The sequence below is a fragment of the Asanoa iriomotensis genome, assembly GCF_016862515.1.
Taxonomy (GTDB): domain Bacteria; phylum Actinomycetota; class Actinomycetes; order Mycobacteriales; family Micromonosporaceae; genus Asanoa; species Asanoa iriomotensis.
Window position 1 is genome coordinate 32,898 of record NZ_BONC01000049.1, and the last position, 25,736, is coordinate 58,633.

The following is a 25,736-nucleotide window of genomic DNA, read 5'->3' on the forward strand; positions in this document are numbered from 1 at the left end:
CTTCGCTGACACGTTTAGCGCGATCGCCGCCGCCCACCCGCAACCGGGTCGGGCGGTTTCTTTTTTGCTTCTACAATGGAGAGACGATGAGCTTCACCCTGCTGCCGGGCACCCGCGCGCCGGTCCGGGTCTGGACCGACCCGGCGACGATCGAGGACCAGGCGGCCCAGCAGCTCCGCAACATCGGCACCCTGCCGTGGGTCGACGGCGTGGCCGTGATGCCGGACGTGCACTACGGCAAGGGCGCGACGGTCGGCTCGGTGATCGCGATGCGGCAGGCGCTCGCACCGGCGGCGGTCGGCGTCGACATCGGCTGCGGCATGTCCGCGGTGCGCACCAACCTCGTCGACGCGGACCTCCCGGACGACCTCGGCAAGCTGCGCCGGGCCATCGAGTCGACGATCCCGGTCGGCTTCAACGCACACGACGACCCGGTCAACCCGCACCGCGTCCACGGCCTGCCGACGGCGGGCTGGGACGCGTTCTGGGCCGGCTTCCGCACGCTGACGGCCGACGTCGGCGGGCTGGAGACGCGGGCGACGCGGCAGATGGGCTCGCTCGGCGGCGGCAACCACTTCATCGAGGTGTGCGTCGAGCAGGGCGGCCCGGAGGCCGGACGGGTCTGGCTGATGCTGCACTCGGGGTCGCGCAACATCGGCAAGGAGCTGGCGGAGCGGCACATCGCGGTCGCCCGCACGCTGCCGCACAACGCGAGCCTGCCCGACCGCGACCTGGCGGTGTTCGTCGCGGACACGCCGGAGATGGACGCCTACCGGCGTGACCTGACCTGGGCGCAGCAGTACGCGGCCCGCAACCGGGCGGTCATGCTCGCGCTGCTGTGCCGGGTGCTGCGGGAGGCGGTGCCGCAGGTCCGTTACGACGAGCCGATCTCGTGCCACCACAACTACGTGGCTGCCGAGACCTACGGGGGCGTGGAGCTGCTGGTGACCCGCAAGGGCGCGATCCGCGCGGGCCGCGGCGAGCTGGGCATCATCCCGGGTTCGATGGGCACGGGCTCCTACATCGTCCGCGGCCTGGGCAACGACGACGCCTACAACTCGGCGTCGCACGGCGCGGGCCGCCGGATGTCACGGGCGAAGGCGAAGAAGACGTTCACGGTGAAGGACCTGAAGGAGCAGACGACGGGCGTCGAGTGCCGCAAGGACGCGGGCGTGGTCGACGAGATCCCGGGCGCCTACAAGGACCTGGGCACGGTCATCGCCGAACAGGCGGACCTGGTCGAGGTCGTCGCCCACCTGAAGCAGGTGGTCTGCGTGAAGGGCTGAGCCGCCTCACACCGCCACGACAACGGCAGCGGACCCGGCTACGGCGGCAACCGCCGCGCCGGGTTCGCGCCAGCCGCCGCTCGCGAGCCCGGCTCCCCACGGCAGCGAGTAGGTCAGGGCGTACTGGCCGAGGCTGGTGATGTCGGCGTCGCTGCTCACGACGCCGAGAGTCAGCGGCAACGCGACCGCGAGGAGGGCGCCGCCGACCACGTAGCCGGGCCTGGCCGGTCGCCACGCTGTCGGCGTGCTCGAGGTGACGCAGGTCGCGATCGTTCCGAAGACGGCGACCCCGGCGGCGAACGTGACCACGGTGGCGAGGTTGTGCGAGGCCATGCCGAAGGCGCCGCTGGCGTTGAACCAGTCCCGCACCGCGACGAGACCATGCCCGGCCACCTGCGCGCCGAGGATCGCCGCCACGACGGCGGCCGGGCGCGTCTCCCGCGGCCGCATGATCATGATCAGGCCGGCGGCGGCGAGGCAGAGCACCAGCGGCCAGAAGGCCGCCTGGTAGTTCCAGGCGAGCCGGATCGAGCCGTCGGCCAACTGCTGCCGGCCCGGCACCGCCGCGCAGCCGGCGGCGCCGAGCGCGCACAGCGCGACCAGCGCGCCCGCCGCCTGCTGTCGTTGGTGTTGTTCGTGTCGCTCCGTCAGGACCGGCTGGGCGTGCATGCCGGGATCAACGAGTGACCTCGGAAGGGGTGCCGGCGGTCCACGAGGTGAGGATGCGTAGGGCCTCGTCCGAGGGGCTGCCCGGTTCGGCGGTGAGCACCACGAGGCGTTGGTCGGGGTCGTCCGGGCTGGTCCAGGTGTCGCAGTCCAGGGTGAGCGGGCCGACCACCGGGTGGCGGTAGCGCTTGGTGCCGTGGCTGGCGGTCGAGACGATGCGGCCGGACCACCAGCGGCGGAACTCCGGGCTGCTCGCCGAGAGTTCGTCCACCAGTTCCCGCAGGCGCGGGTCGTCGGGGTCGCCGGCCGTCGCCATCCGCAGGGTCGCCGCGCCCACGCGGGCCGCCTCCTCCCAGTCGACGTGCAGGTCGCGCATCGCGGGGCTGTGGAAGACCAGGCGGATGTAGTTGCGCTCCTGCGGCGGCAGCTCCGCGAAATCCAGGTAGAGGGCGGCCGCGGCGGCGTTCCAGGCCAGGATGTCGTTGTGGCGGCCGAGCACCAGGGCGGGGCAGTGGCCGAGCTGGTCCAGCAGGCGCCGCACCGGTGGGCGTACCCGCTCCTGGGCCTGCTGGCGGCGCGGCGGTGGCGGCTTGCCGGCAAGCTCGTACAGGTAGCTGCGTTGGCCCTCGTCCAGACGCAGCGCGCGGGCCAGCGACTCGAGCACCGTCACCGACGCCGGGAGCCGGCCCTGCTCGATCCGCGTGTAGTAGTCGACGCTCATCGTGGCCAACCGGGCCACCTCGTCCCGGCGCAGCCCGGGCACCCGCCGCGGCGTCCCGTCGTCGGGGAGGCCCAGCATTCCGGGGGTCAGCTCGGCGCGGCGTGCCCGCAGGAACGCCCCAAGCTCCGTTCGGGTCGTGACCATCAACCCATTGTTGCTCGGCAGGCCGCCTGACCTGGGTGGGAAGGATTCTTCCCTTCCTGCGCCGTCCGGCGCGACGGACGCTCGGGGCATGCGAACCGATGTTTCCTTCCCGAGCAACGGCATCACGCTCGCCGGCCACCTCTACCCGGCCACCGGCGCGGGCCCGCGCCCCGCCATCGTGGTCGGCCACCCGGCGAGCGGCGTCAAGGAGCAGGCGGCCGCGGCCTACGCCGTGCGGCTCTCGGCGGCCGGTTTCGTCGTGCTCACGTTCGACGCCGCCTACCAGGGCGCGAGCGGCGGCGAGCCGCGCGGCCTGGAGGACCCCGCGCAGCGGACCGAGGACCTCAAGGCCGCCGTCTCGTTCCTGACCACCCGACCAGAGGTCGATCCCGACCGGATCGGCGCGCTCGGGATCTGCGCCTCCGGCGGCTATGTCATCCCGGCCGCGGCCGGCGACCACCGCGTCCGGGCCGTGGCCACGGTCAGCGCCGCGGACATCGGCCGGCAGTTCCGGGTCGGTGCGGACGGCGCGGCCGATCCCGCGATCATCGACGGTCTGCTCGACGCCGCTGCCGCCGCGCGCACCGCGGGCGACGACGCGCGGGCCTTCGACATCTTCCCGGCGGACGAGCAGCAGGCCCGGGCCGGGGGAGAGCACGTCTTCGAAGGGTGGGAGTACTACCGCACCGACCGGGCGCGGCATCCCCGGTCGGCGAAACAGTTCACGCTGTCGAGCATCGACCGGATCGTCACGTTCGACCCGTTCGGCTTTATCGGCCTCGTCGCTCCGCGCCCCCTCCTCATGATCGTCGGGACGCGCGCGGTCACGGCCTGGATGAGCCAGCTCGCGTACGAACGCGCCCGCGGCCCCAAGCGCCTGCACTGGGTCGAGGACGCGACGCACGTGAGCCTCTACGACCGCGACGTGCCCCAGGCGGCCGCCGAGTTGACCACCTTCTTCACGTCGACGTTGGCCGATCGCACAGACTCCAGGGCATGAGTTTCAGTACGGACGTGCGCGGCGCCTTCCGCCGGGGCGAGACCGACGCGGTGGTGGCGATGAGCGAGGCGGAGATCGCGCGGGCCCGCGCGGCCGGCGACCTCGCGGGTGAGGTGGAGGCCCGCTACAGCCTCGCCCGGGTCGCCATCCGCCACGGCGACCTGGCCGGCGGCGAGGCCCGCGCCCGGGAGGCGCTCGAGGTCGCGCTGCGCTCCGGCGACCGCGCGCTGGAGGAACGCCCCCGGCACGTGCTGGCCGGCGTGGCGCGGATGTCGGGCGACTACGTGCGGGCCCGCGAGCTCTATCGGGAGAGCATCGCCCTCAACGAGGCCCTCGGCCGCACCGAGGCCGTCGACTGGGAGCGGCACAACCTCGCGTTCTGCGAGCTGAAGCTCGGCAACCTGGCCGCCGCGCGGTACCTGTTCGCCGGCATCCGCGAGCGGATCTTCGCGGCGGGCTGGTCCGACTTCGTGCCGTACGCGTGTGTGGCCGGCGCCGCGCTCGCCTCCGCCGAGGGCGACCACGCGCGGGCGGCCCTGCTGGTCGGCGTCACGGACGCCGCGTTCGCCGCGATCGGCCAGGTGCCGGACCCCGACGACGCCGCCGACCTGGCCGACATCCGCTCGGCCGCGATCGGCGCGCTCGGACAGACGACCTTCGACGAGGCGTACGCCCAAGGCAGGCTCCTCGACCCCCGCACCGCCTTAGCCTGACGCCTCGCCGGGCGGCCGTGCACAGGCGAACATGACCAGCGCGGCGCCAAGGAGCATCGCGGCGACGGTGACGCCGGCCCCGACGTCCGGGCCGGCGGGTGCCGGCGTGACCATGACGGCGAGCTGCACGAATCCGTCATCGGCTGACACCGGGTCGGGGCGGCTGCGCCAGGCCAGGTCGGCTTGGGGCAGGGCGACGGCGAGCAACGCCGCCACGCCGGCCACTCCGGCGGGTCGGCGCAGTCCGGATCTCGGCGACCGTCCGATCGCGACACCGGCGGCCGCGCAGGCGGCGAACAGGCATCCGGCCACGGCTAGCTGACGCAGGAACTGGGACTGCCGCCATGCGGTGCTGGTGAGCAGGGCCACCAGGTCGGTGGGGTTCGGCGGCAGGTCGGCCGTGGGCCAGTGCTCGATGACGACCGCCGCGCTGAGCGCGAGCAGGCATCCGCCCAGCAGTAGGCGGGTTCTTGCGGCCGGGTGCACCGCCAACACCGCCAGCGTTCCCAGGCTGCCGGCCGCCGCGGCCTCGGAGGAACCGGCGAGCGCACCGGCCACCGCGATCGAAGCCGCACCGAGCAGTGCCGCCAACCAAGGCATCGGGACAGGCTAGTGGTTGCCGCCGGTCAGCCGTTGGTGGGTGCGGAAATCTTCTGGCGCTCCTCGGGTGACTCGACCGGTGGGTGGCCGGGTGAGACCGGGGCCGCGGCCGGCCGTTCGACAGGACCGAAGAAGCCCTTGACGGCCGGCCCGAGGGCGCCGAGACGGTTCATCTTCTTCGGGACGACCCACCCGGCGTACGCGTGATGGCCGTCGGGTTGGAACAGCGGCTGGTGCACCTCGACGAACCCGCCATCCGGTAGGCGGCGGATGATGCCGGTCTCGACGCCGTGAGCCAGCACCTCGCGGTCGTGCTGCTGCAGGCCCAGGCAGATCCGGTAGGTCACGTAGTAGGCGATCGGTGGTCCGATCAGCATGCCGATCCGGCCGGCCCAGGTGAGCGCGTTGAGGCTGACGTGGAACTTGTCGGCGATCACGTCGTTGCCACCGGAGAGAGTCAGCACGAGGAAGAAGGTGATGGCCATGGCGCCGAGTGCCGTCCGGGCCGGGACGTCACGCGGGCGCTGGAGCAGGTTGTGCGACAGGTTGTCGCCGCGCAGCCGGGCCTCCAGGAACGGATAGGCCATCGGCACCGTCGTGAGCAGCCCGGGCAGGACGACCGCGGGCCAGAACATGGGCGGGATGACGTAACCGTCGCCGAACGGGAGCGTGATCTCCCACGCCGGCATCAGGCGGATCGCGCCGTCGAGCATCATCACGTACCAGTCGGGCTGTGTCGCCGCGGACACGACCGCCGACTCGTACGGGCCGAACAGCCAGATGGGGTTGATCTGAAACAGCCCCGCCAGCAGCGCGATCACGCCCGCGACGATGACGAAGAACCCGGCTTGCTTGATCGCGTACCGGGGGAACATCCGCTCACCGACCACATTGGAGTTCGTGCGCCCGGGGCCCGGCCATTGGGTGTGCTTCTGCTTGAACACCAGGCCGACGTGGACCGCGATCAACGCCACCAGCAGGGCGGGGATCAACAGCACGTGCAGGATGAAGAATCGGCCGATGATCAGGTCGCCGGGGAACTCGCCGCCGAACAGCGACGACACCACCCACGTGCCGATCACCGGGATCGACAGCAGGATGCCCGAGGCGATCCGCAGGCCGGTGCCGGACAGCGCGTCGTCCGGGAGCGAGTAGCCCGTGAAGCCAGCCAGGAAGCCGATCCAGAACAGCAGCGAGCCGATGACCCAGTTGACCTCGCGGGGTTTGCGGAACGCGCCGGTGAAGAAGACCCGCAGCATGTGCACGACGATCGCGGCCATGAACAGCAGCGCCGCCCAGTGGTGCAACTGCCGCATGATCAGGCCGCCACGCACGTCGAACGAGAGGTCCAGCGACGACGCGTACGCCGCGGACATGTGCACGCCGCGCAGCGGTGCGTAGCTGCCGTCGTAGGCGACCTCCCGCATCGAGGGGTCGAAGAACAGCGTCAGGAACGTACCCGTCAGCAGCAGGACGATGAACGAGAACAAGGCGATCTCGCCCAGCAGAAACGACCAATGGTCAGGGAAGACCTTGTTGAGCACCGCGCGCAGCGGCGTCGCCACGCCAAGCCGGTCCTCGACCTCCCGGCCCGCCTTGGCCGGCAACGACGCTAGAGAGTTCGACCGACGCCGCATCGCTGACTCCGTCCCGACTACTACGCGCTGTCGTTGATGGAGCCGACTCTACTACAGGTTGTCGTTGATGGAACCTCCCTGTGGACGGTCAGAATGGTCTCGTGCGCGTGGTGACGGACGACGAGCGCCGAGCCCGGTTGGGTGTGCGGCACGCTCTCGCGGAATCGGCCAGGGTGAGCTCTCCGGAGGAAGCCGCCCGTGCGGTGGTGTGCCTACATGCGACGGAACCGCCGAGCGTGCACCTGTCCTGCTGGGCGCGGGTCGACGAGGTCGCCGTCGACGACGTCGAGCGGGCGCTCTACGACACGCGCTCGCTCGTCAGGCAGCTGTCGATGCGCGAGACGCTGTTCGTCTTTCCCCGCGAACTGGTGCCGGCGGTGTGGGGGAGCGCGGCCGCTCGAGTGGCGGCGGTCCACCGGAAACGACTCCTCAAAGATCTCGACCGATGGGGTACGGACGACGACAGGCACGGAGCCGACTGGCTCGAGGCCGTGGAAAAGGCGGTGCTGACCCGCCTCGCCGACGGCGTGCCGCGGTCGTCGAAGCAGATTCGCGAGGAGGTGCCCGAGGCCGGCGGCGTCATCGTCCAGGCTCCGGGGAAGTCCTGGGGAGGCCGGGTGGCGATCGCGCCGAAAGTCCTCACCCAGCTGAGCCTCGACGGCGCGGTGGCCCGCGCCGGCAACGCGGGTGCCTGGCACACGAGCCGTCCGACGTGGACGACGACCCAGGCGTGGTGGGGGGAGGTCGTGCCCGGCGCGCTCACGTCCCGGGAGGGCTACGCCGAGTTGGTGGGCCGGTGGCTGTGGTCCTACGGACCGGGCACCGTCGAGGACATCGCCTGGTGGCTCGGCGCCACCAAGTCGGTGGTCCGGGCGGCCCTCGACGACCTCGGCGCGCGGCAGGTGTCCCTTGAGGACGGGTCGGTCGGTTGGCTGCGCGCGGACGATCTCGACGAGGTGGCCGCTCCCGAGCCCTGGGTCGCGCTCCTGCCGCTGCTCGACCCGTCGGTGATGGGATGGCAGGCGCGAGCCTTCTACCTGGGCCCGCACGCACCCCAACTGTTCGACACCGCCGGCAACGCCGGGACCACCGTCTGGGTGGACGGGCGCGTGGTCGGTGCGTGGGTGCAGGACGCCGACGATGTGGTCCAGCTGCGCCTGCTCGACGAGGTCTCCCCGACGGTCCACGAGGCCTTGGCAGCCGAAGCGCTGCGACTCACCGAGTGGCTGGACGGCCAGCGGGTCTTCACCGTCTACCCGTCCCCGGCCATGGAGCCCGGCGCCCTTCGGTGAAGCGCCGGTCAGGTGTTCGTCGCCACCATGCGGTCGAGGACGAGGTCGCGGGCGGCGGTGACACCGACGGCGACCGCGCCGGTGAGGACGGCGTCGGAAGCCAGGGTGGAGACCTCGATCCGTGGGGGTTGCAGCGCCACGAGGTGGCGTAGGCGGTCCTGGACCGGGCCGATCAGCAGGTCGCCGCCCTGCACGCCGACGCCGCCGCCGAGGACGATGAGCTCCAGGTCGAGCACCGCGGTCACCGCGGCCAGGGCGTGCGCGACATGGTTGACCTCGACCTCCACCGCGCGCTCGGCGATCGGATCGCCGGACCTGGCGGCGTCGAAGACCTCCTTGGCGCTGGTCGCACCCGCCCAGCCCAGCCGCTGGGCTGCCGCGACGATGCCGTCGGCCGACGCCACCGTCTCGAACATTCCGCGGCGTGCGGCGGTCGGGTCCGCCTGCAGCGGGTCGCCCTCGCCGATCGGGAGGTAGGAGATCTCGCCGGCGCAGCCCCGCGCGCCGCGGTAGAGCTTGCCGTCGATCACGATGCCCATGCCGGTGCCGGTGCCGATCGACACGTAGGCGAAGTGCGCGACCCCGCGGCCCAGACCGTAGGTCGCCTCGCCGACCGCGGCCAGGTCGACGTCGTTCTCCACGAGGTACGGCGACGAGGACACCGTCGAGAACCGGTCGACGGCGCCGGGCTGCTCCCAGCCGGGCAGGTTGGGCGCGAGGTGCAGCGCACCGGTCTCCTTGTCGTGGATGCCGGGGGTACCGAAGACGGCGAGGGTGACGTCGGCGCGGCCGATCCCGACCTCGGCGGTCAGGCGGTCGGCCAGCCTGGTCAACTGGGCGAGCAGGTCCGTCGGGTTCCGGCTGCCGGACGGGTCGTCGACGCGGGTGACGATCGTTCCCGCCAGGTTGGCCAGGACCACCCGGACGAAGGCGCGTCCTATGTCGACGGCCAGCACCCAGCCCGCCTCCGGGCGCGCCTCGTAGAGCAGCGCGGAACGGCCCGCGGGTCCCGCGCGCAGGCCGACCTCCCGCACGAGCCCGGCGCGGCCGAGGTTGGCGAGGGCGACCGAGATCGTCGGCTTGGACAGGCCGGTGGCCTGGGCGAGCTCGGGCCGCGAGACCGGGCCGAGCCGGAAGATCTCTCCGAACACCGCCCGCTCGTTCATGACCCGCAACACGCTCGTCGTGCTCGCGGTCTGGTGAGTCGCCATCGGCTCACGGTCTCACAGGCGTTCGTAAAGGTCCAATACGAATTTCGTTAGAGACCTTGCCAAATGGCTGAGGCGAGGTGCATTCTGCTGGCCTGAACCTCCGACGAGAGGTACGTCATGAGACCTAAGTGGTTCCCTGTTGTCCTACTGGCGACGACGTTGCTGGCCGCGGGCTGCGGCAGCGGGTCGGACTCCGGCTCCGGCTCCGGCACGCAGGCCGGGGATGCGCCGACGATCGCGCTGTTCCTCCCCGAGTCCAAGACCACCCGTTACGAGGCGTTCGACCGGCCACTGTTCGAGGCCAAGGTCAGGGCGCTCTGCCCGACCTGCAAGCTGCTCTACAACAACGCCGACCAGGACGCCACCAAACAGCAGCAGCAGGTCGAGGCGGCCCTCGCGCAGGGCGTCGACGTGCTGGTGCTCGACGCCGTGGACGCCAAGGCGGCCGCCTCCCTCGTCAACCAGGCCAAGCAGAAGAAGGTCCCGGTCATCGCGTACGACCGGCTGATCTCCGACATCCCGTACGAGTACTACGTGTCCTTCAACAACGTCCGCGTCGGCGAGGCCCAGGGCCAGGCCCTGCTGGACGCCCTCAACGCCAAGGGGACCGCCGACAAGGGCAAGATCGTGATGATCAACGGAGCGCCGACGGACCCCAGCTCCGCGGACTACAAGACCGGCGCGCACAACATCCTCGACGGCAAGGTCCAGATCGGACGCGAGTTCGACACTCCGGACTGGAGCCCCGACAAAGCACAGCAGCAGATGGAGCAGGCCATCACGGCGCTCGGCCGGGACAACATCGTCGGCGTGCTCTCGGCCAACGACGGCATGGCCGGGGGCGCGATCGCCGCCATGAAGCGGGCCGGCTACACCACGCTGCCGCCGATCACCGGGCAGGACGCCGAGTTGGCCGCCGTGCAGCGGATCCTGACCGGCGAGCAGTACATGACCATCTATCTGGACATTCGCAGCGAGGCCGAGAAGTCCGCCGAGCTGGCGGTCGCGCTGAGCAAGGGCGAGCAAATGGCGGCGACCACCAAGGTCAACAACGGGGCCGCCGACATCCCGTCGTTCCTGCTGGACCCGATCGCGGTGACCGCTGACAAGGTCAAGGACACCATCGTGAAGGACGGCTTCTACAAGGCGAGCGAGATCTGCACGGGCGCCGTGGCCGCCGCCTGCGCCAAGGCGGGAATCCAGTAGATGTTCGCGGCGCGAGGTGTGTCAAAACGGTACGGTGCGGTGCGCGCGCTCGACGCGGTCGACCTGGACCTGAGCGCGGGCGAGGTCGTCGCCCTGGTCGGCGACAACGGTGCCGGCAAGTCCACCCTGATCAAGGTGATCTCCGGTGCGGTGACCGCCGACGAGGGACGGCTCGAGCGCGACGGGGTGGCCGTCCAGATCAACAACCCGCACCAGGCGAGAAGCCTCGGCATCTCCACCGTCTACCAGGACCTCGCGCTCTGCGAGAACCTCAACGTCATCGGCAACCTGTTCCTCGGCTCCGAACGGCGACGCTGGTCGCTGCTTTGCAAGATCGATATGGAACGGTCGGCGCGCGCACTGCTGTCCTCACTCGACGTCCGGATCCAGGACATCCAGGTGCCGGTGGCGATGCTCTCCGGCGGCCAGCGTCAGTCCGTCGCCATCGCCCGGGCGCTGGTGGGTGAGCCGTGGCTGGTCATCCTCGACGAGCCCACCGCCGCGCTCGGTGTCGAGCAGACCGCGCAGGTGCTGGACCTGATCCGGCGCCTGCGCGACCGCGGCCTGGCCGTACTCGTCATATCGCACAACCTCGCCGACGTCCGCGCCGTGAGCGACCGCACGGTCGTGCTGCGGTTGGGCCGCAACGCCGGCGAGTTCCGCACCGCCGACACCAGCCCGGAGGCGATCGTGGCCGCTATCACCGGAGCCGCAGCGTGACCACTTCAGCCAAGGCGATCCGCTGGCCAGCACGCCTCACGGACCGCGCGAGCAGGCCCGGCGGCGTCGGCAGCTGGCCGGTCGTGGGTGGACTGATCGCCATCGCGATCGTGTTCGGCTCGCTCAACGAGCAGTTCCTGTCCGCCGAGAACCTCACCAACCTCGCGCTGCAGCTCGCGGCGACCGGCACGATCTCGCTGGGCATCATCATGGTGCTCCTGCTCGGCGAGATCGACCTGTCCGCCGGGTCGGTCAGCGGCCTGTGCGCGGCGGTCCTCGCCATCGTGCACGTCCGACACGGCCAGTCCGCCCTGCTCGCGGTCGTCATCGCCCTCGCTCTTGGTGCGGTCATCGGCCTCGTGCACGGACTGATGTTCACGCAGCTGCGCATGCCGTCGTTCGTGGTGACGCTCGCCGGCCTGATCGGCTGGCAGGGCCTGCTGCTCTACGTGCTGGGCCGGGGCGGCACCATCAACCTCCCGTTCGACGGCGTGATCGCCCGCCTCAGCGACACCTGGCTCCCGCCGTGGGCGAGCTGGCTGATCGTCGTGCTCATCGTCGGCGTCACGGCGACCAGTGGCGTGCTCAACCGGCGGCTGCGCCGGCGCGCCGCCCTGCCGTTGCCGTCGCCGCACCGCCTGGTCCTGCGCATCGCCGGGCTCGCGGTGCTGCTCGGCGCCGTCGTGCTCGTGCTGAGCGCGGACCGCGGCGTACCCCTGCTGCTGGTGATCTTCGGGGCCCTGGTCGTCTCCCTCGACCTGGTGCTGCGCAACACCGTGTTCGGGCAGTGGATCTACGCGATCGGTGGCAACGCGGAGGCGGCCCGGCGGGCCGGCATCCCGGTCACCCGGCTGCGGATCGTCGCGTTCGTCCTCGCGTCGACGTTGGCGGCGTTCGGCGGCCTGCTCGCGGCCAGCCGGCTGGCCGCGGTCAACCAGAGCTCGGGGGGCAGCGACACCCTGCTGATGGCGATCGCCGCCGCGGTCATCGGCGGTGTCTCGCTGTTCGGCGGCCGTGGCCGCCCGTACGCCGCCCTGCTCGGCATCCTCGTGATCCAGTCGATCACCAACGGCATGCTGCTGCTCAATGTGGACTCCTCGATCCGCTTCATGGTGACCGCCGTCGTGCTCGCGGCTGCCGTGGCCATCGACTCGCTGTCCCGTCGGGGCAGTGAGCAGTGACGACCGCTCATGTGCTCGGCATCGACTTCGGCGGCACGAAGGTCGCGCTGGCCACCGCCGACAGGGAATGGTCGCCCACGGTCTCCTCGACCCGGATGAGGATCCCGACGACCGGCAGTGCTGAAGAGGTGGTGCGGCAGTCCCTGGCGGCCGCCCGCGGCCTGGTCGCCGCGCCGGCCGCCGTCGGAGTGTCCACATTCGGCATCGTCCGCGACGAGCGGATCCGGCTCGCGCCCAACGTGCCCGGCTGGGAAGGCATGGAGCTGCCGCGGCTGCTCCGGGACGAGTACGGCGACACCCCGGTCGTCATCGACAACGACGTCAACGCCGCCGCCGCGGCCGAGCTGCGCTGGGGTGCGCTGCGCGGCGTCGACGTCGGCATCTACCTCAACCTCGGCACGGGCCTCGCCGCGGCGCTGGTGGTCGACGGTCGGGTGGTACGCGGCGCGCACGGCGCCGCCGGCGAGATCGGCTACCTGCTCGACCCCGCCAGCGACAACTGCTACGCGGACGGTCAAGCGCCGCTGGAGGAACTGGTGTCCGGCAGTGCGTTGGCCAGCCAGGGATCGGCTCTGGCCGGCCGCCCGGTGGCCGCCGCCGAACTGTTCACGATGGTCGGCGACGCGCGGGTGGACGCGCTCATCGACGACGCGCTGCGGAGCCTGGCCCAGGCCGTGGCCAACCTGTGCATCACACTCGACCCGGCGCGAGTGGTCGTCGGCGGCGGGATGATGGGCGCCGCCCCGCGCATCCTGCCCCGCATCGCCGCCCTGTTGCCCCGCGCGGTCCCGTTCCCGCCACAACTGGTGCCGGCGACGTTCATCGACGACGCGCCCCTGCTGGGGGCACTCGCCCTGGCCGTCGAGGCGGTCGGCGTCAAGTAGATCTCCGCCCGATGAAGGAGGAACATGATCCAACTACATCGAAAGGTATCTATCTCAACTCCAGATCGGGTCACCCTCGAGGAGGTAGTCCCCCGATGAACCGCAGACTCGCCGTTGCGGCGGCCCTGCCCGTGCTCCTTGTCAGCTCCCTGCTCACCTCTGTCCCGGCGACACCCAGCAGCGCGGCGACGGCGTCCGCCAGCGTCGAGTCCACGATCGACCTCGCCGGGAACTGGCAGGTGCAGAGCAGCACGGCCACCCCCGACACCGGCGACCTCATCTCCCGGCGCGGCTACTCGCCGACCGGTTGGCTGCCGGTGCACACCAACGACGCCAACGCGGTCGGCAGCGTGGTCGCCGCGCAGCTGCAGAACATCCCGCCGGACGACCGTTGCGGCACCGACAACATCTTCTACTCCCAGAACCTGACCGCGTGCCAGGGACCGCAGCCCGACGCGCACGGCGTGCCGAACGACCAGTACAACGTGCCGTGGTGGTTCCGGACCGAGTTCAGGGCGCACCCGCTGCCCGGCGGCTCCGACCGCAACGTGCTGCTCGAGGTCCGCGGGATCATGGGCCAGGCCGACCTGTGGGTCAACGGCGTCCAGCTCGCCACCAAGGACGTCATCCAGGGCTCCGAGCCCGAGTACACCTTCGACATCACCGACCTGGTCAACGGCAACAGCCCGAACGCGCTCGCGTTCAAGATCTACCCCAACAACCCGGGTGAGATGCTGACCCAGGACTTCAACGACTGGACGCAGGCCGCACGCGACCAGAACACCGGCATCAAGTACCCGATCAGGCTGCACCAGTCCAACACGTTCCGGCTCGACGACGTGCACGTCAACCAGGCCAACGCGGCCGACCTGAGCAGCTCCGACCTGACGGTCGAGGGCACCGTGACGAACACGTCCGACCGGTCCCGGACCGCCGACGTCAACGCGACCATCACCGATCCGCAGGGCAAGCACCCGATCGAGCTGCACAAGAAGATCACTCTGAACCCCGGTGAGACGGTCGACGTCGCGTTCGACAAGAGCACCGACTCCGCGCTGCACCTGCGGCACCCGCAGCTGTGGTGGCCGTACCAGATGGGCGATCAGCCGCTCTACAACCTGTCGATGAACGTGGCGCAGAACAAGAAGGTGTCGGACGCGGCCACGAAGACGTTCGGGATCCGCACGATCGACTCGTGGCTCTCGTCGCCCGGCAGTCAGGCGTACGCCGGCTCGCGCTGGTTCTCCGTCAACGGCAAGCCGTTCGTCTTCCGCGGCGGCGGGATGATGGACCAGGACATGTTCCTGCGCTACTCCAAGGAGAACGTGGCGCACCAGATCCAGCTCATCAAGTCGATGGGCCTCAACGGGTTGCGGCTCGAGGGAGACGACCAGCCCGACGACTTCTACGAGCAGATGGACCGGGCGGGGCTGCTCATCTACGGCGGCTTCCTGTGCTGCAACTACTGGGAAGACGCCGCGCGGTGGACCGAGAAGGACCAGGAGACGAACTACCGCACCGCGGTCGCCCTCGGCCGCCAGCAACGCAACCACCCCAGCGTCGTCTTCTTCAGCTGGAGCGACAACGTCCCCTCCGCCAGCCAGGAGGCGGGCGTGCTGCGGGGCTTCGCCGAGACCGACTTCGACGTCCCGGTCATGGCCTCGGCCGAGTACAAGTCCACCCCGACCCTCGGACCCTCGGGGATGAAGGAAGGGCCGTACAACTGGTTCCCGCCGAGCTACGCGTACAGCTCGAACTGCCGCACCAGCTCGGGGAACGCTCCGTGCACCAGCGGCGCGTTCGTCAACCGCGGCGGTGCGTGGGCGTTCCAGACCGAGTCCAGCCCCGGATCGACCATCCCGACGCAGGACTCGCTCGACCGGTTCATGACGCCGGCCGACCAGACCGCGCTGGTCACGTCGCCGAACCTCGCGCAGTTCAACTCCGGGCGGGGCGAGCAGTCCAGCGGCACCAGCTACTCGAGCTTCCAGCACGTGGGCGTGCTCGCGACCGCGATCTGCCACCGGTACGGCACCTGGACGGCCGATCCCGTCACGTGCCCGACCAACCCGCCCGGTGCCACGAACCTTTACGGCGACAACCCGAGCGTCAGTGACTTCGTGCGCAAGGCGCAGGCCATCAACTACGAGACGGTGCGTGCGCAGTTCGAGGCGTACCTCGACCACTCGACCAGAGCGGACTCGCCCTCGACCGGGCTCGTCTACTGGATGATGAACAAGCCGATGCCGAGTCTACTGTGGAACCTCTACGGCTACGACTTCGACCAGGCCGGCACGTACTTCGGCGCCAAGAAGGCCAACGAGTCCCTGCACGTCTACTACGCCCACCCGGCGCCGGAAGCCGACCCGGGCAACCGCACGGTGGGTGTGTCCAACCTGACCGGTCAGACGCAGAGCGGGCTGTCGGTGCGGGCGCGGACCTACGACATGCGCGGCAACGTACTGACCACACAGAACGCGTCCGGCATCACCATGCCCAGCCAGGGCGTGATGAACCAGCTCCTGACCATCCCGAACCCGACGCTGCCGGACGTCGACGGCAAGCCGCAGCGGACCTACTTCCTGGAGCTGACCCTCAACCGGGGCTCGCAGGTGGTCGACCGCAACGTCTACTGGCTGTCGACGATCAACGACATTCCCACCTACACCGGCAACGCGTACCCGAACCTTTCGACGTACGGCGACCTTCGCAACCTGCAGAGCCCGGCCGACGACCCGGCCAACGGCCTGCTGCCCGCGACGACGATCCAGGCGAGCGCGGCCACGCACCGGCAGTCCGGTCTCTCCGACGGGCAGGACACCGCTACGGACGTCACGCTGACCAACACGTCCGACACCGTGGCGTTCATGGTGCGGGTCGACGTGCACCGGGGGAGCGGCTCGCAGGTCGGCGGCGGTGACAGCCAGGTCAGGCCGGCCAGCTACAGCGACAACTACGTGACGTTGTGGCCTGGGCAATCACAGACGATCACCCAGACGTACGCCGCGTCACAGCTGGGCCGGCAGGATCCGGTCGTGACCATCAGTGGTTTCAACGTCGAGACCACGACCATCGCCGGCAACTGCCGTTGCGTCGCCCAGATCGGTGCGGAGAACTTCGGAACCGCCAACGGGTACGCGGCCGCGGGTAACGCGACCCCCGGCCCGGCCAACAGCCCGGAGACCATGGCCGAGCTCAAGCAGCGTGTGACGGTCCAGTAATAGCCTGACGCGGGCGCCCCGCGGTCGCGGGGCGCCCGCGTCATCAGGCCGCGAAGCGGGAACGGCGCCGGCGTCCGATCAGGTAGGCCGCGCCACCGAGGAGCAGGAGCGCACCCCCGATGCCGGCGACGATCGCGGTGTCGGCACCGGTCACGGGCAGCCCGCCGCCTTCGCCGCCTTCGCCCGGAGCGCCCAGGCTGCCGGAGGAAGAAGGGGTCGGCGCGACGGTCGTGGGGGCGCTGGGCGTGGCGCTCGGTGTCGGTGTGGGCGCAGCCGCGCAGTCAAGCGCACGCGCGTCGTACAGGCCGTTGTTCAGGTAAGCCAGGTAGGCGTCGATGGCCTCGTCGTCGAGTGCCTCCTGCGCGGCGGCCGCCACGTTGGGACCGGCGCCCGTCAGCGTCCGGTTCACCGTGAGCCGCAGATCCACCGACCAGGCGTTCTGCAGGCCCGTCTTGAGGAATGCGCGCAGATCACCCGCGGCGCCCTTCAACCGCTCCTCGATGTTGTCAGGCAGAACGGGCAAGGAGTCCGCGTTTGCCGCTTCCAGGATCCGGTAGGCCAACAGGCGTATCTCCGCATCGGTAGCGGTATCCAAGTCGAGGGTGACAAGCTCGCGGATGTCCTGGTAGACCTTGCGCTCGACCGTCTGGCAGGCCTCGTTGAGGCCGGGCTCTGCGGTTTGAGCCGCCGCCGGTGCCGCCGGAATCAAAGGGCCAGCGTCATGACGACGCCGGCCGCTATCTTCCATCGCATATCGGTATTCCTCCCCGTTGTAGAAAAACACGGAGATACTACCGTCAGCGGGCGGTGAAGCAAGGTGGGCTCCATCCACAAAGGACGAAGCGGTCAACGGACGCGGAGATCCGCTGTGGCGGCGGACCCGGAGGCACTGTCCAGCAGGGTCTCCAGTGCCTGTGAATACGGCAGGTCCGCCGCCACCTGTCCGCGCATCGTCTCGACCGCGGCCGCGGCGTCCGGCGCGAGTTCCGGCTGGCCATCGGGCGACGGGCCGGACGGCGTCCAGCCGGTGCCGGGCTTCACAAGGCTCGTGGCACCGACGGCGACCCGCTCGGTCAGCTTCGCGTAGGCAAGGCCACGGCGGTCCAGGACCTCGTGGGCGCCGGCCATCTGCTCCGGCACCGGGATGCCGCGCAGCGCGATCTGATGGTCGAGCGACGCCGCGGCGAGCACCACGTGCGCGACCGACACCCGGTTCTGGCCCGTGCGTACGGCCTGCCGGCGGGCCTCCTCCTCCAGTGCCACGAGCACGCCCGCGGCCCAGCCATCGCTGCGGCGCATCAGCTTGTTGATCGGCGCCATGATCAAGCGCACTATGGCTGGTGTCGGCGCGAGCCCGACCATCTCCAGCGAGTCGCCGCCCGGCGTCCAGCTGTTCGTGGCGTAGTGCGGGTAGCCGGACTGGATGTCGGCCAGCACCAGGGCGCGGTCGAGCCCGGCATCCTCCAGCAGTTCGGCCGCCCGGGTGTGCGCGCCGGAAAGCAGGGCCACCACCAGCTCGCGGTCCCCGGTCCGGTCGAGGCCCGCCGCGGTGGAGCGGACCGCCGCGTCGGCGAGCGCCAGGGCGACGCCGTCGGTCCAGACCGGCCAGTTGGTGACCTGGCGGCGGATGAGCGAGTAGGACCGCTCGCGAACGGTGAGCTCGCGCAGCAGGGCCTCGGCGACGAAGACCGGCTGCGCGAGCCGGCGTTCCCCCTCGATCGGCGATCCGTCCCGCTGCCCGGCGCGCCGAGGCGCGCCGGGCTTCTCCAGGGTCCGCAGCACCGGACGCTTACCACCCAGCCGGCGAGAGACCTCGAGGAGCAAGTCGTCGGTGCCGACGTCGCCGGCCTCGTCAAGCACCGCCCGCTTGTACGCCGGCGCGAGGACCGCGAGCACCGTCCAGGACGAGTAGTCGACCGTCCCGCTTAGCTGGCCGCTCATCGAGTCAGGATAATGCCGCCGATGAGTCGTCTGCCCGGGTGCTGCCGACGGCTGGTTCCTTCCGGCGGGTCACCAGGTAGCCGAACGCCGCCGCGGTGAAGAACATGACGATGCCGTACACGGCGGCCGGGATCGCGATTCGGGTGTTGTCTAGCAGCGCCGGGCTGACCGCGATGGCGATGGCGAGTGTGCTGTTGTGAATGCCGATTTCCATCCCCGCGGCGATGGACTCCGGCTTGCCCATCCCGGCCAGGCGCGGTGCGCCGTACCCGATGGCCAGGCTGATCAGGTTGAAGATCAGGACGATGGCGCCGACGGCGAGGAAGTAGTCCGCGAGATTGGCGCGCTCGTTGAGGATGGCACCGGTGATGACCGCGACCAGCAGGACCACCGAGAGGATTTTGACCGGCTTCGCGAGGCGGTCGGCGAAGCCGGGGAACCGCGACCGGATCTGCATGCCGAGCGCGACCGGGACGAGCACGATGGCGAAGACCTGGAGCACCTTGTCGACCTGGAGGCCGACGGCCTGGCTGTCGGGCCGGAAGTAGCCGGTCGACAGGTTGACGACCACCGGCAGGGTCACGACCGCCAGGACCGAGTTGACGGCGGTCAGCGTCACGTTCACCGCGACGTGGCCGCCGAAGAGGTGACTGTAGAGGTTCGCGGTGGTGCCGCCGGGTGAGGCGGCGAGCAGCATCATGCCGACGGCCAACTCCGGCTCGAGGCCGAAGACGAGGACGAGCCCGAAGCAGAACGCGGGCAGGACGACGATCTGGCAGCCGAGGGCGATGAGCATGAGCACTGGGTACGTCGCGATGCGCCGGAAGTCCGCGATCGACAGCCCGAGCCCGAGGCCGAGCATGACGATCGCCAGCGCGACCGGAAGTCCCACGGTGGTCAGCCAGGAATCCATGCGGGGATTCTGGTCGGGATGTGAGCCACGCAACATCCACTGCGCGGTTGTTGTCGGTACCCCCGTGGATACTGCCCGGCATGGCGAGCTTCAAGGACCAGGACCTGACTGATGCCGAGTTCCGCGAGTGTGACCTGACCCGCGCTCGTCTGATCGGGGTGGTGATGCAGGACGCGGTGATCGACGGGCTGGTCACCAACCTGGTGGTCAACGGGGTCGAGGTGATGTCCTACGTCGAAGCCGAGCTTGACCGCCGGCATCCGGTGCGGCTGCTGCTGCGCTCAGCCGATCCGGCGGACCTGCTGGAGGCTGTCCGCCAGCTACGGGCCGGCTGGGCCGAGACGATCGAGCGGCTGCGAGCGATGCCCGGGGGTTCGGAGCACCAGCGCGTCGGCGGCGAATGGTCGGCGGTGGAGACCCAGCGCCATCTGGTGTTCGTCCACGACTCGTGGTTCCGCCGCTGCTGTCTGGGGTCGACCGAGCCGTTCACCGCGATCGGGCTGGCGACCGAGTTCGTCCCCGACCAGGAGGAGCAGGGCCTGGACCGAGCGGCGGCCCCCGGTCTCGACGAGGTGCTGTCCGTGCGCGACGTGCAGGGGGCAGAGCTGGAGCGTTGGCTGTCGACGGTGACGGCCGATCAACTCTCGGCGCCCGCGCCGGTGCCGGCGGGCCCGGGTTGGCCGCCTTACGCCAGGGGAAGGTCGGTGCTGGAGTGCGTCCAGGTGCTGCTCAACGAGGAGTGGGCACACCACGGTTTCTGCGTTCGTGACCTCGATCTACTGCCTGGTCCGCGCCAGACTTGAGGGATGGTTGTCCAGCTGAATCACACCATCGTGCGGGTCCGCGACAAGCAAGAGTCGGCCTCGTTCGTCGCCGAGATCCTGGGGTTGGCCGAGCCCAAGCCGTTCGGGCCGTTCCTGGTCGTCGAGGTCGACAACGAGGTTTCACTGGACTTCGCCGACGACCACGGGCCGGCAAACCCGCAGCATTACGCGTTCCTGGTGAGCGAGGCGGAGTTCGACCAGATCTTCGGCCGGATCCGCGCCCGGGGTCTGTCCTACTGGGCCGACCCGGGGCGGCGTCGCCCCAGCGAGATCAACACCAATGACGGCGGGCGCGGCGTCTACTGGGAAGAGCCCAGCGGGCACTTCCTCGAGATCATTACCCGCCCGTACGGCAGTGGGGGTTAGGGCGGCGTTCCTGCTCGGCGGCGTAAGCGGCGTTCAGGCGTTCGAATGGACCCGAGCCGTCGGGGTGCTTGGGCGGGGCGTCCAGGTGGCGCACCCGGAGGTCGTCCATGAGCTCCTCGACGAAGGCCGGCCCGGCGTCACGCATGATCCGCTGCCGGATCTGCAGCTCCTCGGTGCCCGGCCGCCAGTCGAGGCCCCAGTTGCCGAGCGCGTACAGGACCGGAAGGGTCTGGATGCCCGCCTCGGTGAGGCTGTAGCGGGCGCGCTGCCCGCGCGCCGCGGTGCCGCGGGTGAGGATCCCCGCCTCGACGAGCCGCACGAGGCGGTCGGCGAGGATGTTCGAGGCGATGCCCTCGATCGACCCGGTGAGCAGCGCCCGGAAGTAGCGGCGGTCGCCGAAGATGACGTCGCGGAGCACGAGCAGCGCCCATCGGTCTCCGAGCACCTCGACGGCCGCGTTGACCGGACACCCGGACCGTGGTTCCACGACTCCTCCTTGACAGGCTTCTGGCCCTCAATATAGTGGTTGCAGATCGCAACCACTAGTGAGGAGGGACCGATGGGCCGCTTCCTGTACTGGATGAACGTGTCCCTCGATTTGCGGATCGAGCAAGTTCCCGGTGACGACGGCGCCGGCGAGTGGCTGCGCATCGACGAGGAGCTGCACCGTGAGTTCAACGCGCGGGCGCGGGCGCTCGCGGGCATGGTCCAGGGCCGGGTCATCTACGAGACGATGGAGGAGTACTGGCCGCGGGCGCGCGAGGACGCGTCGCTGCCGGACGTCATGCGGGAGTACGGCGAGATCTGGACGTCCGCGCCCAAGGTGCTCGTCTCCCGCACCCGCCACAGCGCCGATCACGGCACCCGGATCATCGGCGGGGACGACGCGATCGAGCAGTTGGCCGCCCTCAAATCCGAGACCGACGGCACCCTCGGCGTAGGCGGCGCGGCGCTCGCCACACAGATCCTCCGGGCTGGCCTTCTGGACGAACTGCTGCTCTTCACCCACCCGGCGATCCTCGGCTTCGGCCGGCCGCTGTTCGACGACTGGGACATGCCGATCGAGCTGGACCTGCTGGAGCAGAAATCGTTCAAGCAGGGCGTCACGATGCACCACTACGCGATTCGAGAGGTGAACTGATGCTGCAGCAGGTCGCGGACGGCGTGCTGGTTCACGAGAGCGAGTTCCTCAAGACCAACACCACCGTCGTGCAAGGCCGCGCCGGTGTGTTGCTCGTCGACCCCGGGTTGCAGAAGCACGAACTGGCGTGCCTCGCGAACGACCTGTCCACATCGGACCGTGGTGATGTCGTGGCGGGCTTCTCGACCCATCCGCATTGGGATCACGTGCTCTGGCACGCGCAGCTCGGCGAAGCGCCCCGCTACGGCACGGCCCGCTGCGCGGCCGCTGTCCGGGAAGAGCTGTCCGACCCGAACGCGAAGGCCCATATCGTCGAACACCTGGCCGAGACGGAAATCGCCGGGCAGGTCCCGCTGGACCTCTACGGCCTCATCACCGCCCTGCCGGCCGAGACGGCACGGATTCCCTGGGACGGCCCCGGAGTCCAGATCATCGAGCATCAAGCCCACGCACCGGGCCACGCGGCGTTGCTCGTGGAGGAGCACGGGGTCCTCGTCGCCGGCGACATGCTCTCGGACGTCCTGATCCCGATGCTCGACCTGCACGGCGCCGCCGCCGACCCGATCGAGGACTACCTCGCGGCGCTGCACGGATTGGAGAGCGTGTCGGCCGACGTCGTGGTCCCGGGCCACGGGTCGGTCGGCGGGCCCGGTCAGTTGCAGGAACGGATCGAACGAGACCGCGCGTACGTGCTCGCCTTGCGCGACGGCCGCGACCCCGACGACCCACGCATCGGCCCCTCGGCCCAGCCCGGCTGGGAGTGGGTGACGGATCTGCACCACGGGCAGACCAAGCGCCTGGCCGCTGGACGTTAGGGCTTGTATCAAAGCCGGCCCGGCTCCGAGCTGGCTGGCTCCCGCGGCCGCCGTGCCGGGCTCCGGTGCGCTGCCCTCGCAGACCACGAGCTCGGGGCTGTTCCACCAGCGTCGATGAGCTGCCGAACGTCCGGTGCGGCGTGGTCGTGACCGCCGGCATCCGGCTCGACACTCCGGCGAGCTGGATCGCTTGGAGGTCAGTGAGGCGGCGATGGCCGTTTGGGTGGCATCGACGGTACTTCCAGGGTCGGGCCATCAGCTCCTCTAGTTGCTCCTGCCGAGCGTCGCGTCGACGTCCAGCAGCGGCACCGTGACGGGCGTCGAGATGCTGCGGGAGAGCATCTCCTTAGCCGCCCGCACGCGTGGCCCTCGGTCGAGAGTTCGTCACAGACCGGGGTCGTCCGGTCACTGAGATCGACGCCCGGCATCTACACGGTGGACAGTACGGTGGCGTACTCGAAGGACGGCCGATGGGTCGCGGCGACCTACGAGAAGCCCGTCGACAATGACGCGTCCGACGCGTACCCCCAAACAGTGGTCATCGATCTTCAGCACGGGTCGGTTGTCCGCCATCCGCACACGGTGCTTTCACCGCGCGGAGACGAGTCGTGGATCCCGTCGACTGCGGTGAGCTGCGCGCTGCGCAGCGATGCGTACGGCACGCGCATGCAGAGCATCGATCTGGAGATCGGCGAGCGGACTCCGCTGCTCGATGCGAGCATGCAGCCCGTCGCGCGACTCGGGCACCGGTTCGTCATCCAGCACCTACCAGCTCACATGACCGGAGATCAGCTTCACCTTGAGACGGTGACCAACCAGGGCACCGATCGACAGCCACTATGGGCCGTCACAGATCCAGCTACGCTTTTGAGCGTTGATCGTGCTGTGCCCGGTGTCCGCCGACGTATCACGGGGTGAGAGTCGCGGGATCGGAAGATCGGTTTACCTCCACGACATCATGGTGGCGATAGCCTGCGGGTAAGCGGCCAGCATGAAGCAAAGGTCGTAGCGGCCGTGCATCCTCGGATATCCCGTCAACACGCCGGTACGGCGATCCGCCGCCAACCGCAGCCGGTCACCTGCGGCTAGCCGGAACCACCGACGCACCGCCAGCGTAAGGATGAGATACACGCGGCCAGGATCAGCACGACCACGAACCGGACGGTCATCGAGATCGTCGTCGCGCCAAGCGAATACACAATGCCCGCTGCAAGGCCCGAAGCGGAAGCGCCGCCCGGTAGTCCTGCGCCACCTCGCGTTGGCGTGCCGGCGAGCTCCACGCAGGCTGGTCATCTACGAGTTGCGGCTTGATTCAGCGTCCTGCACATCCAAGGCTCGGCGCCGGCTCCAAGCCGGGGCGTGGGGTACAGCCCTGCACGGTCGGAGCCCGTGACGCGGCCCAACCTACGCCGGTTAGCCGGGCCCGTCTCATGCGCTCGGGTGCGCATTTCGAGGCGCCAAGGTGGGGCTCGGACCTGTGCTCGATTCCCGCCCATCCTGGTCCAAGCGAGCGGAGGGCCGGCTAGACAGGCGTAACGTGTCGCCGGGCACCTCATGGCGGCGCGGCAGCGCCGAGTCGAAGCGATGGATGGGATGGGATGGGATGTGGCTAGCCGCCGGCAGGATGTCGCGGCTGCTGGATCTTGGTTCCGGTCACAGGCCGACCGCGCGGCGGGTGTAGGCGAGGCAGGTTGACTCGACGGTCTTCCACGTGACGCCGAGTGCCGTAGGTGCGGCATCGGCACCACTGGTGTCGTGGCGGACCATGGCGTCGACGAGGGCCATCAGTTTCTTGCGGCCGTAGGTGTCGTCGATGCAGCGGGCACCGTAGTACGCCAGGCCGTAGCTGGTGCTGATCTCTTCGTCGTTGGCGTTCTCGCGTGGGTACACGGTCGACAGATCGCCGTCGTATCTCGATCTGCCCAGGTAGCGACGGACCTCGTCGCGCCAGCCGTAGTCACGCACCGCCGCACCGTTTTCGCCGGCGAGCTCGGCCAGGCCTTCGTCGAGCCACCACGCTGAGCCGTCGATGTCAGTGAGCGCGGCGTTGGCTCCGGAGGCCACGTGGGTCATCTCGTGCCGTAGCAGCATGGCGCTCTCGCCGATGGGTGAGGCGTCCATCCGCAGGACAAGGTCGCTGCCCTCGATGAGGCCGGGGACGGCGTATCCGTCGTACGAGTCGTCTAAGTCGGTTTGGTACCATGTCTTCCATTCGTTCTTGCCGGCGAGGTAGACGACGTAGCGGTGCGGCTTGGTCTCACCGAGCGAGAACCGGTCGGCGACCTTGGCCGCGTCCTCGGCCAGCCGTAAGGCGGTCGGCAGGTCCTTGGCATGCGGCTTCGTGGTCGCGACGACGACCCGCTTCCCGAACCGCACGACGAGCTGGCTGACCTCCCACGGCCGCGGCCCGTCGCTGGTCTGCTCGATGTCGACGATCCGGAATCCGCCGGGCGTGTGCAGGAAAGTGGTCGCGGTCAGCGGGCCGGGCGTTCCACAACCGGGGGCGCCGAGGCAGTACGCCATCGCGATGTCAGCGGTCCACCAATCCGGCGGACCGCCGGACAACGGCCCGATAGCGATGCTCTGTTTGACGTCGGCGACCCGCAGGGCGCGCAGCGCCGTGAATCGCTGTTTGAGTACCTTCTCGACTTCCGGATAGCCGGCCGCCGGTGCCAGGAACGCGGCCAGGTCACCTTTGACAAGTGCGGCGCTCTGGGCTTGCAGCAGCGCGTCGATTCCGGCTTTGGCGGCGGCGTCCGGCGCGGTCGGACTGGGCGAGCCATTGGCGCTGGGGTCCGCGGCCGCCGTTGGGCTGCCGGCCGACGGGGTCGTCGTGCACGCAGCCAACCCGAGCAGCGCGGCGGCGACAACCGCCAGGACAACCCGGCGACCCCGTATTTCGCTCACAGCTGCCGAAGATACGGCCACTCGAGATCGATGTGATCATCCGTTCGGGCTGCCAGCAGCACGGACGTCGCGGCGAAATCGCTGGCCGGTAACGGTTCGACCGGGGATGGCGGTGCCGCCCTCGATTCCCTCAGCTACCGCAAGCGCCGTCATCCCCGCAGCCGGTTCTCGTTGTTCCCGGTGGGAAACTTCGATACGCGGTGCCAGGTCGAACTGGCTGAATGTCTGTTTTGGGTGGACACTCGGCAATGCCGTCGGCGACGACGGCCGCCGACCCGCTGCCGCCGGACTGCCGATTACGCGCCCGCCGGCCACCCCGGACGGGCGACCGGCCCGGGAGGTTGCGG

24 protein-coding genes are annotated in these 25,736 nt (G+C 70.0%); 14 read left to right on the forward strand and 10 right to left on the reverse strand.

Annotated elements, in window-relative coordinates:
• Positions 1–86 precede the first annotated feature (86 nt).
• Positions 87–1,286 (forward strand): RtcB family protein, encoded by a 1,200-nt coding sequence (locus Air01nite_RS28365; protein ID WP_203706382.1) that lies wholly within the window; start codon positions 87–89, stop codon positions 1,284–1,286.
• Between the two features lie 6 nt (positions 1,287–1,292).
• On the opposite strand, the gene Air01nite_RS28370 is transcribed toward Air01nite_RS28365, so the two are convergent.
• Both Air01nite_RS28370 and Air01nite_RS28375 read right to left on the reverse strand, forming a co-directional pair.
• The gene (locus tag Air01nite_RS28370) at positions 1,293–1,955 is read right to left on the reverse strand and encodes a hypothetical protein (RefSeq protein WP_203706383.1); all 663 of its coding nucleotides are present in this window, start codon (positions 1,953–1,955) and stop codon (positions 1,293–1,295) included.
• Positions 1,956–1,962: 7 nt separating this feature from the next.
• Positions 1,963–2,817 carry a helix-turn-helix domain-containing protein gene (locus tag Air01nite_RS28375; RefSeq protein WP_203706384.1) on the reverse strand — a complete coding sequence of 285 codons (855 nt, stop codon included), beginning with the start codon at positions 2,815–2,817 and terminating at the stop codon, positions 1,963–1,965.
• A gap of 88 nt (positions 2,818–2,905) precedes the next feature.
• On the opposite strand from Air01nite_RS28375, the gene Air01nite_RS28380 reads away from it, so the two are divergent.
• Both Air01nite_RS28380 and Air01nite_RS28385 read left to right on the forward strand, forming a co-directional pair.
• Positions 2,906–3,817 carry an alpha/beta hydrolase gene (locus tag Air01nite_RS28380; protein ID WP_203706385.1) on the forward strand — a complete coding sequence of 304 codons (912 nt, stop codon included), beginning with the start codon at positions 2,906–2,908 and terminating at the stop codon, positions 3,815–3,817.
• On the forward strand, positions 3,814–4,530 hold the full coding sequence (locus Air01nite_RS28385; RefSeq protein ID WP_203706386.1) for a tetratricopeptide repeat protein: 717 nt from the start codon (positions 3,814–3,816) through the stop codon (positions 4,528–4,530). Before Air01nite_RS28380 ends, Air01nite_RS28385 begins: the two co-directional genes overlap by 4 nt.
• On the opposite strand, the gene Air01nite_RS28390 is transcribed toward Air01nite_RS28385, so the two are convergent.
• Together Air01nite_RS28390 and qcrB are read right to left on the reverse strand one after the other, a co-directional pair.
• Positions 4,522–5,130, reverse strand: a complete 609-nt coding sequence (locus Air01nite_RS28390; protein ID WP_203706387.1) for a hypothetical protein — start codon at positions 5,128–5,130, stop codon at positions 4,522–4,524. The two genes, Air01nite_RS28385 and Air01nite_RS28390, sit on opposite strands and share 9 nt — an antisense overlap.
• Positions 5,131–5,156: 26 nt before the next feature.
• Positions 5,157–6,767, reverse strand: coding sequence for a cytochrome bc1 complex cytochrome b subunit (gene qcrB, locus Air01nite_RS28395; protein WP_203706388.1), 1,611 nt, complete (start codon positions 6,765–6,767; stop codon positions 5,157–5,159).
• 101 nt (positions 6,768–6,868) lie between these two features.
• On the opposite strand from qcrB, the gene Air01nite_RS28400 reads away from it, so the two are divergent.
• The gene (locus Air01nite_RS28400; protein ID WP_239091026.1) at positions 6,869–8,059 is read left to right on the forward strand and encodes a winged helix DNA-binding domain-containing protein; all 1,191 of its coding nucleotides are present in this window, start codon (positions 6,869–6,871) and stop codon (positions 8,057–8,059) included.
• Positions 8,060–8,067: 8 nt separating this feature from the next.
• On the opposite strand, the gene Air01nite_RS28405 is transcribed toward Air01nite_RS28400, so the two are convergent.
• The gene (locus Air01nite_RS28405) at positions 8,068–9,270 is read right to left on the reverse strand and encodes an ROK family transcriptional regulator (RefSeq protein WP_203706389.1); all 1,203 of its coding nucleotides are present in this window, start codon (positions 9,268–9,270) and stop codon (positions 8,068–8,070) included.
• 117 nt (positions 9,271–9,387) lie between these two features.
• Between Air01nite_RS28405 and Air01nite_RS28410 the strand changes: the two genes are divergently transcribed.
• The 5 genes from Air01nite_RS28410 to Air01nite_RS28430 all read left to right on the forward strand — a co-directional run bounded on the left by Air01nite_RS28410 (position 9,388) and on the right by Air01nite_RS28430 (position 16,482).
• A complete protein-coding gene (locus tag Air01nite_RS28410) occupies positions 9,388–10,476 on the forward strand; it encodes a sugar ABC transporter substrate-binding protein (RefSeq protein WP_203706390.1) in 1,089 nt (362 codons plus the stop codon).
• 18 nt (positions 10,477–10,494) lie between these two features.
• Positions 10,495–11,196: an ATP-binding cassette domain-containing protein gene (locus Air01nite_RS28415; RefSeq protein ID WP_239091027.1), complete on the forward strand. Its 702-nt coding sequence runs from the start codon at positions 10,495–10,497 to the stop codon at positions 11,194–11,196.
• The gene (locus Air01nite_RS28420) at positions 11,193–12,377 is read left to right on the forward strand and encodes a sugar ABC transporter permease (RefSeq protein WP_239091028.1); all 1,185 of its coding nucleotides are present in this window, start codon (positions 11,193–11,195) and stop codon (positions 12,375–12,377) included. The genes Air01nite_RS28415 and Air01nite_RS28420 overlap by 4 nt, the downstream gene beginning before the upstream one ends.
• The gene (locus Air01nite_RS28425) at positions 12,374–13,261 is read left to right on the forward strand and encodes an ROK family protein (protein ID WP_203706392.1); all 888 of its coding nucleotides are present in this window, start codon (positions 12,374–12,376) and stop codon (positions 13,259–13,261) included. The genes Air01nite_RS28420 and Air01nite_RS28425 overlap by 4 nt, the downstream gene beginning before the upstream one ends.
• A gap of 95 nt (positions 13,262–13,356) precedes the next feature.
• On the forward strand, positions 13,357–16,482 hold the full coding sequence (locus Air01nite_RS28430; RefSeq protein ID WP_203706393.1) for a glycoside hydrolase family 2 protein: 3,126 nt from the start codon (positions 13,357–13,359) through the stop codon (positions 16,480–16,482).
• A gap of 43 nt (positions 16,483–16,525) precedes the next feature.
• On the opposite strand, the gene Air01nite_RS28435 is transcribed toward Air01nite_RS28430, so the two are convergent.
• The 3 genes from Air01nite_RS28435 to Air01nite_RS28445 form a co-directional block, all read right to left on the reverse strand.
• Positions 16,526–17,266, reverse strand: coding sequence for an ALF repeat-containing protein (locus Air01nite_RS28435; protein WP_308439988.1), 741 nt, complete (start codon positions 17,264–17,266; stop codon positions 16,526–16,528).
• A 62-nt stretch (positions 17,267–17,328) separates the two neighbouring features.
• Positions 17,329–18,423 carry a hypothetical protein gene (locus Air01nite_RS28440; RefSeq protein ID WP_203706394.1) on the reverse strand — a complete coding sequence of 365 codons (1,095 nt, stop codon included), beginning with the start codon at positions 18,421–18,423 and terminating at the stop codon, positions 17,329–17,331.
• A gap of 4 nt (positions 18,424–18,427) precedes the next feature.
• Positions 18,428–19,336, reverse strand: a complete 909-nt coding sequence (locus Air01nite_RS28445) for a bile acid:sodium symporter family protein (protein WP_203706395.1) — start codon at positions 19,334–19,336, stop codon at positions 18,428–18,430.
• Positions 19,337–19,416: 80 nt separating this feature from the next.
• Here Air01nite_RS28445 and Air01nite_RS28450 point away from each other — a divergent pair, with 80 nt between their 5' ends.
• Positions 19,417–20,139, forward strand: a complete 723-nt coding sequence (locus Air01nite_RS28450) for a DinB family protein (protein ID WP_203706396.1) — start codon at positions 19,417–19,419, stop codon at positions 20,137–20,139.
• Positions 20,140–20,142: 3 nt separating this feature from the next.
• A complete protein-coding gene (locus Air01nite_RS28455; RefSeq protein WP_203706397.1) occupies positions 20,143–20,526 on the forward strand; it encodes a VOC family protein in 384 nt (127 codons plus the stop codon).
• On the opposite strand, the gene Air01nite_RS28460 is transcribed toward Air01nite_RS28455, so the two are convergent.
• Entirely contained in the window at positions 20,498–21,013 is a 516-nt protein-coding gene (locus Air01nite_RS28460) for a winged helix-turn-helix transcriptional regulator (RefSeq protein WP_203706398.1), read from the reverse strand. The two genes, Air01nite_RS28455 and Air01nite_RS28460, sit on opposite strands and share 29 nt — an antisense overlap.
• A gap of 72 nt (positions 21,014–21,085) precedes the next feature.
• Between Air01nite_RS28460 and Air01nite_RS28465 the strand changes: the two genes are divergently transcribed.
• The 3 genes from Air01nite_RS28465 (at position 21,086) to Air01nite_RS28475 (ending at position 23,400) form a co-directional block, all read left to right on the forward strand.
• Entirely contained in the window at positions 21,086–21,667 is a 582-nt protein-coding gene (locus Air01nite_RS28465) for a dihydrofolate reductase family protein (RefSeq protein ID WP_203706399.1), read from the forward strand.
• Entirely contained in the window at positions 21,667–22,482 is an 816-nt protein-coding gene (locus tag Air01nite_RS28470; RefSeq protein ID WP_203706400.1) for an MBL fold metallo-hydrolase, read from the forward strand. Before Air01nite_RS28465 ends, Air01nite_RS28470 begins: the two co-directional genes overlap by 1 nt.
• Before the next feature lie 447 nt (positions 22,483–22,929).
• Positions 22,930–23,400, forward strand: coding sequence for a hypothetical protein (locus Air01nite_RS28475; RefSeq protein WP_203706401.1), 471 nt, complete (start codon positions 22,930–22,932; stop codon positions 23,398–23,400).
• 735 nt (positions 23,401–24,135) lie between these two features.
• Here Air01nite_RS28475 and Air01nite_RS28480 read toward each other — a convergent pair.
• Positions 24,136–25,389, reverse strand: a complete 1,254-nt coding sequence (locus Air01nite_RS28480) for a hypothetical protein (RefSeq protein WP_203706402.1) — start codon at positions 25,387–25,389, stop codon at positions 24,136–24,138.
• Positions 25,390–25,736 lie beyond the last annotated feature (347 nt).